Source organism: Pseudooceanicola lipolyticus (genome assembly GCF_002786325.1).
GTDB lineage: Bacteria > Pseudomonadota > Alphaproteobacteria > Rhodobacterales > Rhodobacteraceae > Pseudooceanicola_C > Pseudooceanicola_C lipolyticus.
On the sequence record NZ_PGTB01000002.1, the window covers coordinates 176574 to 190387 of the forward strand.

Genomic DNA, 13814 nt, shown 5'->3' on the forward strand with positions numbered 1-13814 from the left:
CTTGGCCAGACCGGCATTTCGAGCGGTCGGACGATGACCGAAACCGATGTCGTCAATTTCTGCATGTTGACCGGGAACTGGCTGGAACTTCACTCCAACGTCGAGCACGCCAAATCGTCTCTGTATGGCCAGCGCCTCGTGCAGGGCAGCCTCGTGTTCTCGATCGTCAATGCGATGATCCCCTTCGACAGTTCCGTGCTGGCCGCTTTCTATGGCTGTGACAAGCTACGCTTTTTGCGGCCCACTTTTATCAACGACACCCTTTGGGCCCGCACCGAAATCATCGACCTGAAGGACCATGACGAAAGGCACGGCGTCGTGACCAGCAAACTGGAAGGCATCAACCAGCGGGACGAAACGGTCCTGCGCTGCGAGTTCAGCCTGCTGATCCGCAAGTCGCGTCTGGATCGCCCCGGAGAACCGGCCAAAATCCGTGCGGCGCACGACAAGACACAAGGACAGAGCGCATGAACTTTCTGACACCCGAGCAAGAGATGTGGCGCGCCACCGTCGAGCGTTTCGTCGACGAAGAGATCGGCCGCGATTATATCCGCAATTGCGACCGCGAGCGCAAATACCCCTACGAAGCCTATGAAAAAGTGGCCAAGCAGGGCTGGCTCGGCATCCTGTTTTCAGAAGAGAGCGGCGGTCTTGGCGGTGACATCATGGATTATGCCCTGATGTGCGAAGGGTTGGCCAAATACGGCTTTGACTTCTCGACCGGGTTGATGGTGGCGACGTTCACCGCGATGAATGTCGAGAAATTCGGCACGCCCGAGCAAAAAGAGCGGTACATCCAGCCCTTCCTCAATGGCGACATCCGCTTTTCGATCTCGATTTCCGAACCGGGCGCGGGGTCGGATGCGGCATCGACAAAGACCCGCGCGCGGCGCGACGGCAACGGCTGGGTCGTCAACGGGCAGAAACTGTGGTGCTCGGGCGCTGCGGCCGATAACGCAATCCTTGCAATGCTGACCCGGACCGACCCCGACGCGCCCAAACACAAGGGGCTGTCGGTTTTCCTGATCCCCAATGACACCGAAGGTCTGGACATCCGCAAGCTGCCGACCATGGCGCGCCGCGCAACCGGCACCACCGAGATTTTCGTGGACGACGTGAAACTGCCGGCCGATGCGCTGCTGGGCACGGAAAACGATGGCTGGAAGATCATCACCGACCATCTGGAACTGGAACGCGTGGCCGTGGCCGCCGCCTATGTGGGCAATGCCCAGACAGCCGTAGACGATGCTCTGCGCTACGCCCACGAACGGATTCAGTTCGACAAGCCGATCTTCGACTTTCAGGTGATCCGCCACATGCTGGCCGACATGCAGACCCAGGTCGATGCCGCCCGGCTGTTGGTTTATCGCGCCGCCAGCCTGGCCGCAGCCAAGACGCCCTGCACGCGAGAGGTCTCGATGGCAAAGCTCTATGCCTCCGAGACGCTGCAGACGGTGACGCGCAACGGAATGCAGATCCTGGGTGGCCACTCGATGCTGCCCGAAGCAGATATGGAGCGGTATTTCCGCGAAGGGATGCAAAGCACCATCGGCGGCGGAACCTCGCAGATTCAGCGTACGCTCATCGCCAAGACCATGCGCCCGGGCTAACAGTTCGGGGCGCACCGGGACAGCCCGACAAGAAGGAGAAAGAGCATATGAAGAACGGACGAGAACCGGTGGTCGTCGGCATCGCCGACGCGCCGCTGAAGGACGGCAAGTTCGTCACCAAGGCTTCGGTCCTTGGTCATGCCGCATTTGTGGCAAAAGCCGCCGTCGAAGAAGCAGGACTGAAGTTGAGCGATGTCGACGGTCTTCTGACGGCCGGCATGTGGGGGGTCCCCGGCCCCGGCCAACTGGCCACGGTGACGCTGGGCGAATATCTGGGCATCATGCCGACATTCGTCGATGGCACGAATATTGGCGGTTCGGCATTCGAGGCCCATATCGCACATGCCGCCATGGCTCTTCGCGAAGGCTATTGCGAGGTTGCGCTGATTGTCTACAGCTCGGACCAGAAATCCCTGCGCAGCCGCAATCTAGGGGGTCGGCCCTCAGTCCTGTCCATGCAGCATGAAACGCCTTACGGAATGCCCACGCCTGTGGGCGGCTATGCGATGGCCGCACAGCGCCATATGCATGAATTTGGCACCACGTCCGAGAATCTGGCCGAAATCGCCGTCGCGACGCGGAAATGGGCACAGTTGAACCCCGAGGCGACGCGTCGCGATCCGCTGTCCATTGACGACGTGCTGTCCAGCACGATGATCTCGGAGCCGCTGCATCTGCTCGATTGCTGTCTCGTCACCGACGGGGCCGGCGCCCTCGTCATGACCACCGCCGAGCGGGCCAAGGACCTCAACACCCGTCCCGTCGCGGTCAAGGGCTATGGCGAGGCGCATACCCACTGGGCCATCGGCGAAATGCCGGACCTCGCCCGCCTGCTTCCCGCGCAAAAGGCCGGGGAACGCGCAATAAAAATGGCCGGGGTGAGCCATTCGGATATCGACCTGGTCGAGATCTATGACAGCTTTACCATCACCGTGCTGCTCTCGCTCGAGGCTCTCGGCTTCTGCAAGATCGGCGAAGGCGGGGATTTCGTGTCGGGCCAGCGCACGGCACCAGGCGGGGCGTTCCCAATGAACACCAGCGGCGGCGGCCTCTCGGCGCTGCATCCGGGCATGTTCGGAATGTTCCTGCTGATCGAGGCCGTCCGGCAGCTTCGCGGCGAAGGCGGCGAGCGCCAGGTCAAGGGCGCCGAGACCGCTCTGGTGCATGGTACCGGGGGTACGCTTTCCTCAGGTGCGACCGTGATTTTGCAGAAGGGCTAAGACGATGAGCATTGAAAAACCGCTTCCGGTGATCGACCATGACAGTGCCCCCTATTGGGAGGCCACGCGCGAGGGCCGCCTCGACATCCCGCTTTGCGGCGATTGCGGCAAACATCATTTCTATCCCCGCTCTATTTGCCCGTATTGCCATTCCGACAATCTGCGCTTCAACACCGTGAGCGGACGCGGCAAGGTGCATACCTTCACCATCGCGCGCCGTCCGGCAGGGCCGACTTTCGCGGATGACGTGCCATATGTCGTGGCATTGATCGAGCTGGAGGAAGGCCCCCGGATGATGAGCCGGATCCAGACCGGCGACCCCGAGAAGGTTCATATCGGGGCCAAGGTGGAAGTGACGTTCGTCAAGGCAACCGACGAAGTGACTTTTCCCTACTTCAAAATGACCTGAGGCCAGAGGCACCGCCACTTCGGGGCCGAATGTGGAAGAGCCGTCGCAGAGGTTGTCTGCGGTGGCTCTTCGCTTTTCGGAGGTCACCCGGCGCGGCCGGGCTGCGGTGCTCCGCGCAAAAACCGCCACGCCAAGAGCCCGGCCAGCGCCAGCCCACCAACGATGTCGGCCGCAGGCGCGGCGTAAAACAGCAAGCCGGCAGCCGACAGGAACAGCAACCGGCCGATGACCGGCACCTTTCCACGAAACCAGCCGCTTGTGCCGACGCTGACGGCAAAAACCGCGGCGCAGGCCACGCCCATATCCAGTAGGATTTGCACCGTGCCGCCCTGGGCCAGTATGCCCGGCCGGAACACAAAGAGAAACGGCACCACATAGATCGCTCCGGCCAACATCAGCGCGCGACCCGCCACCCGCCAGAAATTGGCCCCTGCCAGGGCGGCGGCGGCATAGACACTGGCGCAGACCGGTGGCGTGATGGCCGACAGGATCGCATAGTAGAAGACAAAAAGATGAGCCGTCAGTTCGGGTAGGCCAAGCCGCACGAGACTGGGCGCGGCGATTGCCGCCGCCAGCACATAGGAGGCCGTCGTCGGCACGTCCATACCCAGCAAGATCGCCAGCACCGCCGCCAGCAACAGGGCCACGATCAACCCCTGACCGGACACAGAGAACAACAGGTTCGAGACTTTGACCCCGGCACCCGTCGCCGTCAGAACCTTGACGACGATGGCGGCGCAGGCTAGCAGCGCGGCGATCATCACCAACGCCCGCCCTGCTTCGATCATCCCCTCATAGAGGTCGCGCGCCAGCTTGGCCCAAGAGGCCAGCACGCCCTGCTCTCTTCCGTCACGCGCGAACGGGCGCACCACCACACAGGCCAAAACCAGTATGATAACAGCACCGGCACCTGCAAAGCTCGGCGTGTAGCCGTTGAACAGGAAGTAGACCATCGCCGCGATGGGAAGAAACAAGGGAATTGACTTGTCCGGTGCGAGGAATTCCGCCGGTTCGGGCATTTCGCTCCTCGGTGTCGGTTGCAACCCTGTGCGACGCGCATAGAGATCCACCCCGAGCCATACCGCCAGGTAGTAGAGAAATGCCGGACCGATCGCCGCAACGACAATGTCGGTATAGGGAATGTTCAGGAACTCAGCCATGATGAAGGCCGCTGCCCCCATCACCGGCGGCGTAAGCTGGCCGGCGGAGGAGGCAACGGCCTCGACCGCCCCGGCAAAGGCCGGTGGATAGCGCAGCCGCTTCATCGTGGGAATGGTGATCGAGCCGGTCGCCATGACGTTGGCCACTGCCGAACCGGTCACCGTCCCGAACATCGCCGAAGACAGGGCACAGACCTTTGCCGGGCCGCCATACGTTCGACCGGCGATCCACGTTGCCATTTTCATGAAAGCATCCGTTGCCCCGGTCGACAGCAGGAGCGCCCCCAGAAGCACATAGATCACGATGACCCGTGCCCCGATATCCGCAAGGTAGCCGAACAGGCCGGTGGTCGAGCTGTAAAATGTCTCGACAGCGGTACGTGCCGAAACGCGCGGCGGGCGCCAGGCGCCGTCGATCAGGTCATAGCCGAAATAGAAATAGATCACGGTGCAAAGGGCCAGCAGCGGCAGGAACCATCCGATCACCCGGCGCGCGGCCTCGAGGGTCAGCAGAACAGCTATCAGACCTGCCGCCTTGTCGATCGGCCCATAGCGCACCATGATATCCGAAAAGCGATCCCGGTTCAGGATCACGTAGAGGCAAACCGCGAACGCCAGTAGTCCCAGCATGATGTCCACAGCCCGTTCAATCCCGCTTCGCGCACCGGTCCGCGAGGCGCGTGCCGCATAAAGAAAGAACGCGCCGCCGATACCGAAACCGATAAAGATCGGCCGCTGAACCAGCGGTTCGAACTGCCCGAATAAGGCATTGTAGAAATGCAGAGCGACGAATGCCGCCAACAATACTCCAAGCGCCTGCCCTCCGCGCCGTTCCCAATTGGGTATTGCGGTCGATGTCTGCGTCATGTTCTCTCCGAGAGCGGTAACGGCGGGGTGCCCGCAGCACCCCGTCTGGATCAGCCTATGGCCGCCGTCGTGACGGCCCGCGATTCCGGTCAGCTTCCGGCCGCCTCTCTCCAGTAACGTTCCGCACCTGGATGATAGGGTATACCGGTCTCGATTGTGGCGACGGCATCGGCGGCGATGTCGTAATCCGCAAGCTGCGGCCAGGCTTCGACCAGCAGGTCCATGTTCTGGTGGATGCTGCGAGCGATGTCATAGGCGCTCTGGTCATCCATGACGCCGGTGCGGGTCAGGAAGAAGACGTTGAGCTTGGGTACCCGCATTTCCTCGGATCCCGGAATAAGCCCTGCGGGAAGAGTCGTGAAACCGACGCCCTCCATGGCTTCTGTCGCCGCTTTCTCCTGCTCTTCGGTGAAGCCGATCAACCGCATCTTGGTGCTTGTCATCAACTCTTGCAGGGTTGCATCGACAGAGTTTGCGGCCCCGTATTTGCTATAACCGATGATCTGGCGGTTCTTGATGCCTTCCACCGCGTCGCCAACGGCGCCATGCACCAGGTCCGCGTTGATATCGAACATGGACAGGACACCGGTCGTCAACGTCTCGGCCGCCGATCCGCGGATGCCGGGATTGAACTTCTTTCCGTCCAGTTCGTCCAGCGTCGTCACACCAGACTCTTCGGTGACCGCGATCAGCAGGATCGAGGCGCTGTAAGGATAAAGCGCAACCGTATCTGGGATTGCGTTACCTTCGAACTTGCCGGTCCCGTTTCTGGCGGAGATCAGAATGTCGGTGGTGGCAAGCCCAAGGTCGATCTCGTCGCGCGCCAGCCGCAGCACATTGTCCACGCTGGCCCCGGTTTCGATCACGCTGACATTGGTGCCTTCCATGCCGGTCTCGATCGCCTTGCTCATCGCAACCGAAATGGTGAAATGGCTCGACGTCGGGCTGGTCGTGCCCATCGTGAGATCCTTGGCAGATGCCGCGCCGCCAAGGGCTATCGCGCCCATGGCCGCGATAGCACCCACCGCCGCCCGGTATCCGGTCAACTTGCGTTGGATCATTTTATCCTCCCGTTTTTGCCTTTAAAGTAACGTCAGCCCGGTCGCTTAAGCACGCAGGGCCCCCGATGTATCGATCCGCTCTCTCAGAACGCGCAATTCTTCCTCCGTTGGTGGCCGCGTTTGCGGCACCTCGCCTCTGATCGCCAGATCGAACCCCGTATGACGCTGGACCTCTTCGGGCGTATTTCCCGCATGCACCGATTTCAGTCGCATTCGCAGCGTCGTCTTGTCGAAATCCATAACCGCTCGCGGTGTCACCACCAGGCGCGGTCCTTCATTGACCAGCCCGGCGTCGCGTTTCGCGGCAGGCCCGGACAGATGTCCGGGTATTGTGATGAAATCGACCGTTTCCACAAAGTTTCGCGCCGTATGCACGGTGGGGCAAATGTAATACCGCGACGAGGTGTGGCAGTATGACAGGTTTGCTGCCCCCGGCCCGCGCATCTTTGGTGCGTGCAGCGTGCCGCCGACGTGGTGCAGGTTGATGTTGCCGTACACATCGTGCTGCAAGCCACTGTGAAAGAAAAAATCCAGCCCGTGATGGCTGTGGCCGAACAACTCGATAAAGGTCTCGGCGGCCTCGCAGCGGCCGAGCGCACGATCGTCCAGCATCGACGGATACAAACGCCCCGGCTCGGGGTTGAAGAACATCTCGCCGCCGACCGTCAGGTTCGGTGCATGCAGCTCGCGGGCTAGCGCAATGGCCGCCATCGGCACCAACGCGGCTGCACCCGCCGCACCCAGTTCTCCGTCGGCCAGATCGCGGGCCAACACGACGACCATCTGTTCAATTGGGGAAACCGCTGCACTCATTCGTTCCGTGCCTCGGCTTCGAGCACGGCGAAATACCCGGCTCCCCCGACCGCTTCGATGTAGTCGCTCTGGTTTTTCGGTCCGGTCACATGGCGGGCGATATAGGTGTCCAGCCCCGTGCTGTCGCCGGTCCGGGCGGCATCCCCCAGATCGGCGTAGGCGTCGATATGGTCCTCGTCCATCGCATAGTTGGGAAAGCTCGCGGTTGGGTGCGCGCCATAGGGCACCTCGACCACGGCATCGACATAATAAGACGGCACGGTAACCCGCGAGGGATCGTCCAGAACGACCTCGTCCGGCACGATCCGGTCCACGCTGGCAATGACCATGTCAGACGCGCGTGCCATCAGCTGATCGGCGTAGACCATCGTGCTGAGATGGCGCAGGTTTCCCCAACGGTCGGCTTCCTGCGCGTGCAAGAACGTCACTCTGGGGCGGATCGGCCCGACGGCGTGAATACGGCGGCCGGAGAACGGGCAGTCGATTTCGTGCAAAAGCGGGTTGTGCTTCAGAACGTCCGATCCGCGCAGCGCGTCGATTGGCTGGAACGGCACGCCATGAGCCGACGCCATCAGCCCGCCCACCACGGTCAGCGCATCCAGCGCGTGCGCGGTCACCTGCCCTGCCTCGACCGCGCGGCGGAAATTGGGGCAAAGCCGGTTTTCCAGCGTAACGCCGGGAATAAAGACCTGTGCGACCGCGCCTGCCGCAATCATCAGGTCGACATCATACCCCGCGCCCGGCGAGGAATACACATGCAGACCATCTGCGCCCGCGGCCAGCAACGCGCGCACCAGTGCGACAGGGCGGCTTTGCTTGAACAGACCACCGAGACAAAGCTCGGGGCGTTCTTCCAAAGCGCCTCGTGCCAGCCGGGCTGCGTCTTGCAGGCCTGTGACCTTGCTGCGACGTGTGGGTTTCGCTTGGCCTTCCATCGTTGGGCGTGCCACTCCGATAGTGATTGCGCTGACCCATCCTAGTTGACGCTATGGGGTCCATCACCTTCCGACTAGCGCAAAGCCTGATCGAACACATATGTGGAAATGCTTGCGCCCGGTTCCTGACAGGCAATTGAGACCGGTCAGAACCACCCTGCCGCGACACCGCCGCCAACGATGAGCGTGATGAGGAGGATGCTCGCAACACCGAAGATCCCGTTCCACCGCAAGCCGATGGTCAGCGGCCGCTCGCCCACGATGGAGGAGGCGTAGACCACCGCCGTGATGGCCGGTCCCATGCAGATGATGCTGCTCCAGCCACCAGCCAGTGCAAGGCCCAGAGCAAGCGGCGACAAACCTTCCACGCCGACGCGGTTGACCACCTCTGCCAGCAGGACCACCGAGATCATCGGATGCACGCCCAGCAGCCCCGTCAGAAACACCGTCATGATCAACAGCACGACGGTCAGCACAGGCCGCGTTGCGATCCAGCCAAGATGGTCGGCAATCCATTCGACCGGAACGACCTCCAGCGCGACGAGGCCGATGAACCCCGCCGACGCGATGACGCTCATTTCGGTCGCGAAACCCGGTGCCTGGGTCACAAACCGGCGCGATATACCGGCAAGGCTGCCACTGCCGCTGCGCATAACCGACCAGAGCAGCGCATAGATCGGCACGATGGTGATCAGGACGGTCTGGAAACTGTACTGGGTCAACCGGTCCAGCGTGACCACGGCGGCGCCCAAAAAAAGCACATGCCCGGACACGATCAGGACGGCCCAGGGGCTCCAGTCCGGCAAGTCACCGCTCAGGGCCGGTGCCCGGCCGCGCGCCGAGGGCGGGCGCCACCATTCCACCGTGTCGAACAGCCATCCCAGAAGAAACAGAATCCCGGCCAGAGCAATCCCGTAAGGCGCCAGGGTCGTCCATTCGAGCCCCGGTATTGTGAGAATCATCAGATTGAGAGCGATTCCGAACGGCGTCCAGAACGCGATCGAGGAAAACCCCCGCATACAGGCGCTCACCATCCTGCGCTTGCGAGCCTGGAACACGAATTCGTCCATCTCGTGCCGATGCGCCGCCAGCCCTTTCATTATGATCTCCAGCATCACCCCAAGCCCGCCGAGATTTAGAAGCACCCCGAACAGATGCCCGCCCGCACCCAGAGAGGCGTAGCGACGGGTCGGCGGCTGCAGTGTCAGGAATTCACCGGCAACCTCGACAATCGGGTCTTGGGTGGCCGCGATGCGCAGGAAGGCGACAGCCGTCAGCAGAGCGGACAGGAACACGACGCGCCCCGCCGCCTGGACGAAGATGCCGGGGTCGATTCCATTGGCCAGCGCCAGAAGGGCGATCGCGAGCGAGAAGAAAAGCAGCACCCATCCGACACGGGCGATGTAGCGGGACGAAATGGCAAGATAGATGCAGAAAAACGGCGCGGCAGCGATGGACGCGACGGCGGAGGGCAAGACACCCTGAATGATGGCAGCGCCAAGACAAATCAGCAGACAAATGGCCGTAAACCTGTTGCGCTTGCCGGAACGTTTCAGGCGCTCGACAGGCGACATCTGCCCCCCCCTTTTCCGAAGGCGCTCGTTGTGTCTGTGACGCAACGGCAGATGCGGTCTTTCATGGCACGACGGCGGAAATGCGATGCCGACAATTTCCCATTCACAGGCAAGGACACACAAGGTGCTCATCTTGTCGGCGCAGGGCGGACTAGCCCGGATTTGTGGTGGCACTGACCGCCTTGGTTCCGGGCCTCCGAGGATACATCGTCTGGCGGTCAATGACACAACGATGCCTCGAAATGTCTCTCCGCACATGCGTGCTTGTCTGCCCGACTTTTCACGCCGATACCCTCAACCACGTCTGTTCTTCTTTCCGAAGTTCTACGGTCACGTCCAACGCCCGATCCTGCACGGAAACAGAGGAAGGATGAGCACCCAGAATATCCAACGGCAGCAAGGATCACAACGCAAGCATCCCGCTCCAACACATATGTGCGAAAGAGTGGGGCCGAGAGTTGATAGCGCCCGCCTTGATGAGGCAATATGCAGTGTCAGAGAAAGAAGTGGATGATCAGCGATTTCACCATCCGTTTGTCGCGGTTCGTCGCCGCGCCGCACCGGCTGAGCGTTGCAGACGCCGAGCAGGCCGCGCTTTGCGTTGAGGATACCATAGCCGCCATCTATGGCGGGTGGCATGAACCGGTGGTTCGCCGGCTGGCGGCGCTTGACGCGGGCGGACCGGCAGTCCCGGCAGGAGCTGCTGAAGGTGGCAGTCCCGAACAGGCCGCGTTCCTGAACGCGGTTGCCGGTCATGCGCTCGATTTCGACGATGTCCATACGGTCAGCGTCACCCATCCCAGTGTTGTAATCGTGTCGGCGCTGCTGGCCACCGTGGATGTCCGGCCGGACACGGCCGGCCGCATTGCCCCCGCGCTTGCGGTCGGAACAGCCGTCAATGTCGCGCTCGGTCAGATCCTGGGTTTTGGCCACTACAACAAGGGCTGGCACGCAACGTCGACCATCGGGGTTCTGGCATCGGCGGCAGCGGTCGCGCATCAGCTTGGGCTCGACGACGACGCAGTCCGCAACGCCCTGTCCCTGGCCGCGTCGCTGGCCGGGGGAATGCAGATCAATTTCGGCGCCATGGCGAAACCGATCCAGGCCGGAAACGCCGCCCTTGTCGGATTGCGGGCCACCCGGATGGCCGAGGCCGGCATCACGGGCGCCCCGGACATCTTCGCGGCGCGCGGCTTCTTCGACCTTTATGCCGGCCCGGACGGGATTGCGGCCGACCCCGCAGCGGTGGAACCGCGGATCGATCTGGGCACGGTGTCCCGCAAGCTGTATCCCTGCTGCTACCTCACCCACAGGATGATCGCCGCCGGGCGGCACCTTCACGCCGAACGCGGCGGCGAGGCGGTGCCCGAAGGATCGGTGATTGAAATGACAGTGCCCGAAAGCGTCATGGTCCCGTTGCATGTCACCGACCCCAAAGATGGAATGCAGGCCAAGTTCTGTGCCGCCTATACGCTCGCCGTGGCCCTGCAGCAGGGCCAGGTCGGGCTGGTGGATTTCGAAGGGGACAGCCCCCATCGCCCCGCGGTGCGCCGGCTTATGGACATGGTGCATATCCAAACCATGCCGGAAGCGGGGCGGGATCACGCTGGCGTGGACCATGGGACGGTCCATGTCCGCCTGCGCAAAGGGAACGTAACCCTGGCCGAAACCTCGGTCGCGGCGCACCCCGGCTCTCCCTCGGATCCGGCAACCCCTGCCGCGATCGGCGACAAAATCGCCGATTGCCTCGGAAAATATCGCAGGGACGGGGGCGCGGCGCCCTCTGCCAGTGCGTTCCGCCGGGATCTGCGCACGCGGCTGCATCTGCCGCCACTGCGAGAGGCGTCGGCCCCCGACGGGCAAAAAAACCATGCGCGGCAGGACAAGCCCGTGAAGGAAATGTCCAGCGCCGATCAAACACCGTCTGAAAGGACCGTCTGATGGAATCGATGATTCATGACATGGCAGAGCGACTGTTCCGCGACCATGTCACCCACCGCATGCGCGAAGACGCCGCCTCGGGACAATGCCCCGAGGCGCTCTGGACGCAGATCGAGGAGGCAGGGTTAACCATGGCGCTGGTGCCAGAGGACGCAGGCGGTTTCGGCGTGCCACCGGCCGAGGCGCTCGGTCTTGTGCGTATTGTCGGGGCGCATGGCCTGCCCTTGCCTCTGGCTGAAACCCTGATCGCAAACGCCGTTCTGGCGGCCGCGAATATGGCCCTTCCCGGTGGCAGGCTGACCATCGCCGAAGGCGAAGCGCTGCGGTTGGAACGGCGCGGCAAGAAGATCCATGCGAGCGGGCATCTGACACTGGTGCCCTTTGCCCGCTGGGCGAACCGGATCGTGACCATTGGCGTCCTGGACGGTGTCGATCACGTCCTGTCCCTGCCGGTGCAGGATCTGATCGTTGACCCGGCGCAGGATTTTGCCGGGATGCCACGCGACGACATCGAACTCGATTATACCCTGACAGAGACCGATGTCACCCCCTTGCCACGACCCGTGGGAGGGATGCGCGGGCTTGGTGCACTTATCCGCAGTCTTGCCACCACCGGGGCGATGGAGACCATCCTGAAGATGAGCGTTCAATACGCCAACGACCGGGTGCAGTTCGGACGGCCAATCGGCAGGTTCCAGGCGATCCAGCACAATCTTGCGACAATGGCCGGAGAAACCGCAGCCTCGCGCACGGCCGCCGAGATGGCGGCCGGCAGCTATGACACACCGGCCTTTGCGCTGGCCGTTGCCGCCGCCAAGGCCCGCGCCGGAGAAGCGGCCGAGAAGGTCGGGGCCCTGGCCCACCAGATTCACGGGGCCATCGGTTATACCCAGGAACACGCGCTTCACCATTTCACCAAACGGATTTGGGGCTGGCGTGACGAGTTCGGCACCGAGCTTGACTGGACCAGGGAACTTGGGCGGGCCGCCCTGTCGAGCCCCCACGACACCTTCTGGCATTTCATCACAGACAGCGCTGCAAAAGGGACCCAGGCATGACCCTCACCGCTTTTTCTCCCCCCCCGCCCGGCGCCGACTATGACGACCTCCGGCAAGAGGTCCGCGCGTTCCTGGCCGACGAACTGGCCGATTTCCCGCCCATAAAACGCGCGCAGTCGTGGAATGGGTTCAGCCGTGATTTTTCACGAAAGCTGGCGCAGCGCGGCTGGGTCGGCATGACCTTCCCAAAGGAATACGGCGGCCACGCGCGCAGCGCGCTTGAGCGGTATGTCGTGTCCGAAGAGCTACTGGCCGCCGGTGCCCCGGTGATTTCGCACTGGATCGCAGATCGGCAGAGCGGTCCGCTCATACTTGCCAAGGGCACCGACGATCAGAAACGCCGGATCGTGCCGCGCATCGCCGCGGGCGAACTGTGTTTCTGCATCGGGATGAGCGAGCCGGATTCCGGCTCGGACCTGGCGGCGACGCGCACGATGGCCACCGAGGTCGACGGGGGGTTCCGGATCAACGGCACGAAGGTCTGGACGACCTATGCGCATGTCGCCGATTACATGATCCTGTTCTGCCGCACCGGCAAGAGCGACGACCGCCACGGCGGGATGAGCCAATTTCTGGTCGATCTCAAGGCCACCGACAACATTCAGATCACCCCGATCATCGACTTGGGCGGTGAGCATCATTTCAACCAGGTGGTATTCGACGATACCTTTTTGCCCTCCGATGCGCTGCTGGGCGAAAAGGGCGAGGGCTGGTCGCAGGTCATGAGCGAACTGGCGTTCGAGCGCAGCGGCCCCGAGCGGTTCCTGTCGTCGTTTGCCCTGATCGAGGAACTGATCCGATTGCTGCGCGACGACGCAACCGAAGCGCAGCAGGCCGAGATTGGCCGTTTGTCCGCGCATCTGATGGTGCTGCGGCAGATGTCACGATCGGTGGCCGGAATGTTGAACGAAGGAGAGAACCCGTCACTTCAGGCTGCCATTGTCAAGGATCTGGGAGCGCTTTTCGAACAGGACATTCCGCGCCTGGCCCGAAGTCTTGTGTCGCGCCCGGCGGTGCCTGGCGGGAGCGATAGCTATGCGGCTGTTCTGGCGTATACCGAACTCGCCGTTCCGTCGTTTTCGTTGCGCGGCGGCACACGCGAAATTCTTCGCGGTATCATTGCGCGGGGACTCGGACTGAGATGATCCCGCCTGCGGAATGACAAC

12 protein-coding genes are annotated in these 13814 nt (G+C 62.6%); 7 read left to right on the forward strand and 5 right to left on the reverse strand.

Annotated elements, in window-relative coordinates:
* Window positions 1-33 precede the first annotated feature (33 nt).
* From CVM52_RS02040 to CVM52_RS02055, 4 genes are read left to right on the forward strand one after another with little or no spacing between them, the layout of a single operon-like run.
* Complete coding sequence (locus tag CVM52_RS02040) at window positions 34-471, forward strand: MaoC/PaaZ C-terminal domain-containing protein (protein ID WP_051372686.1); 438 nt, start codon at window positions 34-36, stop codon at window positions 469-471.
* Entirely contained in the window at window positions 468-1610 is a 1143-nt protein-coding gene (locus tag CVM52_RS02045) for an acyl-CoA dehydrogenase family protein (RefSeq protein WP_027264354.1), read from the forward strand. The genes CVM52_RS02040 and CVM52_RS02045 overlap by 4 nt, the downstream gene beginning before the upstream one ends.
* Before the next feature lie 47 nt (window positions 1611-1657).
* The gene (locus tag CVM52_RS02050) at window positions 1658-2830 is read left to right on the forward strand and encodes an acetyl-CoA acetyltransferase (protein ID WP_027264353.1); all 1173 of its coding nucleotides are present in this window, start codon (window positions 1658-1660) and stop codon (window positions 2828-2830) included.
* 4 nt (window positions 2831-2834) lie between these two features.
* Window positions 2835-3239 (forward strand): Zn-ribbon domain-containing OB-fold protein, encoded by a 405-nt coding sequence (locus tag CVM52_RS02055; protein ID WP_027264352.1) that lies wholly within the window; start codon window positions 2835-2837, stop codon window positions 3237-3239.
* 83 nt (window positions 3240-3322) lie between these two features.
* Here CVM52_RS02055 and CVM52_RS02060 read toward each other — a convergent pair whose 3' ends face one another.
* The 5 genes from CVM52_RS02060 to CVM52_RS02080 all read right to left on the reverse strand — a co-directional run bounded on the left by CVM52_RS02060 (window position 3323) and on the right by CVM52_RS02080 (window position 9649).
* Window positions 3323-5266 carry a TRAP transporter permease gene (locus tag CVM52_RS02060; protein WP_223228103.1) on the reverse strand — a complete coding sequence of 648 codons (1944 nt, stop codon included), beginning with the start codon at window positions 5264-5266 and terminating at the stop codon, window positions 3323-3325.
* Between the two features lie 89 nt (window positions 5267-5355).
* A complete protein-coding gene (locus CVM52_RS02065) occupies window positions 5356-6327 on the reverse strand; it encodes a TAXI family TRAP transporter solute-binding subunit (RefSeq protein ID WP_027264350.1) in 972 nt (323 codons plus the stop codon).
* A gap of 45 nt (window positions 6328-6372) precedes the next feature.
* Entirely contained in the window at window positions 6373-7140 is a 768-nt protein-coding gene (locus CVM52_RS02070; protein ID WP_027264349.1) for a CoA-transferase, read from the reverse strand.
* Window positions 7137-7997 carry a CoA transferase subunit A gene (locus CVM52_RS02075; RefSeq protein ID WP_036051647.1) on the reverse strand — a complete coding sequence of 287 codons (861 nt, stop codon included), beginning with the start codon at window positions 7995-7997 and terminating at the stop codon, window positions 7137-7139. Before CVM52_RS02075 ends, CVM52_RS02070 begins: the two co-directional genes overlap by 4 nt.
* A gap of 224 nt (window positions 7998-8221) precedes the next feature.
* A complete protein-coding gene (locus CVM52_RS02080; protein ID WP_027264347.1) occupies window positions 8222-9649 on the reverse strand; it encodes a hypothetical protein in 1428 nt (475 codons plus the stop codon).
* A gap of 510 nt (window positions 9650-10159) precedes the next feature.
* Here CVM52_RS02080 and CVM52_RS02085 point away from each other — a divergent pair.
* From CVM52_RS02085 to CVM52_RS02095, 3 genes are read left to right on the forward strand one after another with little or no spacing between them, the layout of a single operon-like run.
* Entirely contained in the window at window positions 10160-11590 is a 1431-nt protein-coding gene (locus CVM52_RS02085; protein ID WP_027264346.1) for an MmgE/PrpD family protein, read from the forward strand.
* Window positions 11590-12648 carry an acyl-CoA dehydrogenase family protein gene (locus CVM52_RS02090; protein ID WP_100160977.1) on the forward strand — a complete coding sequence of 353 codons (1059 nt, stop codon included), beginning with the start codon at window positions 11590-11592 and terminating at the stop codon, window positions 12646-12648. The genes CVM52_RS02085 and CVM52_RS02090 overlap by 1 nt, the downstream gene beginning before the upstream one ends.
* Window positions 12645-13793, forward strand: coding sequence for an acyl-CoA dehydrogenase family protein (locus CVM52_RS02095; protein ID WP_027264344.1), 1149 nt, complete (start codon window positions 12645-12647; stop codon window positions 13791-13793). The genes CVM52_RS02090 and CVM52_RS02095 overlap by 4 nt, the downstream gene beginning before the upstream one ends.
* The last annotated feature ends 21 nt before the right edge of the window (window positions 13794-13814 follow it).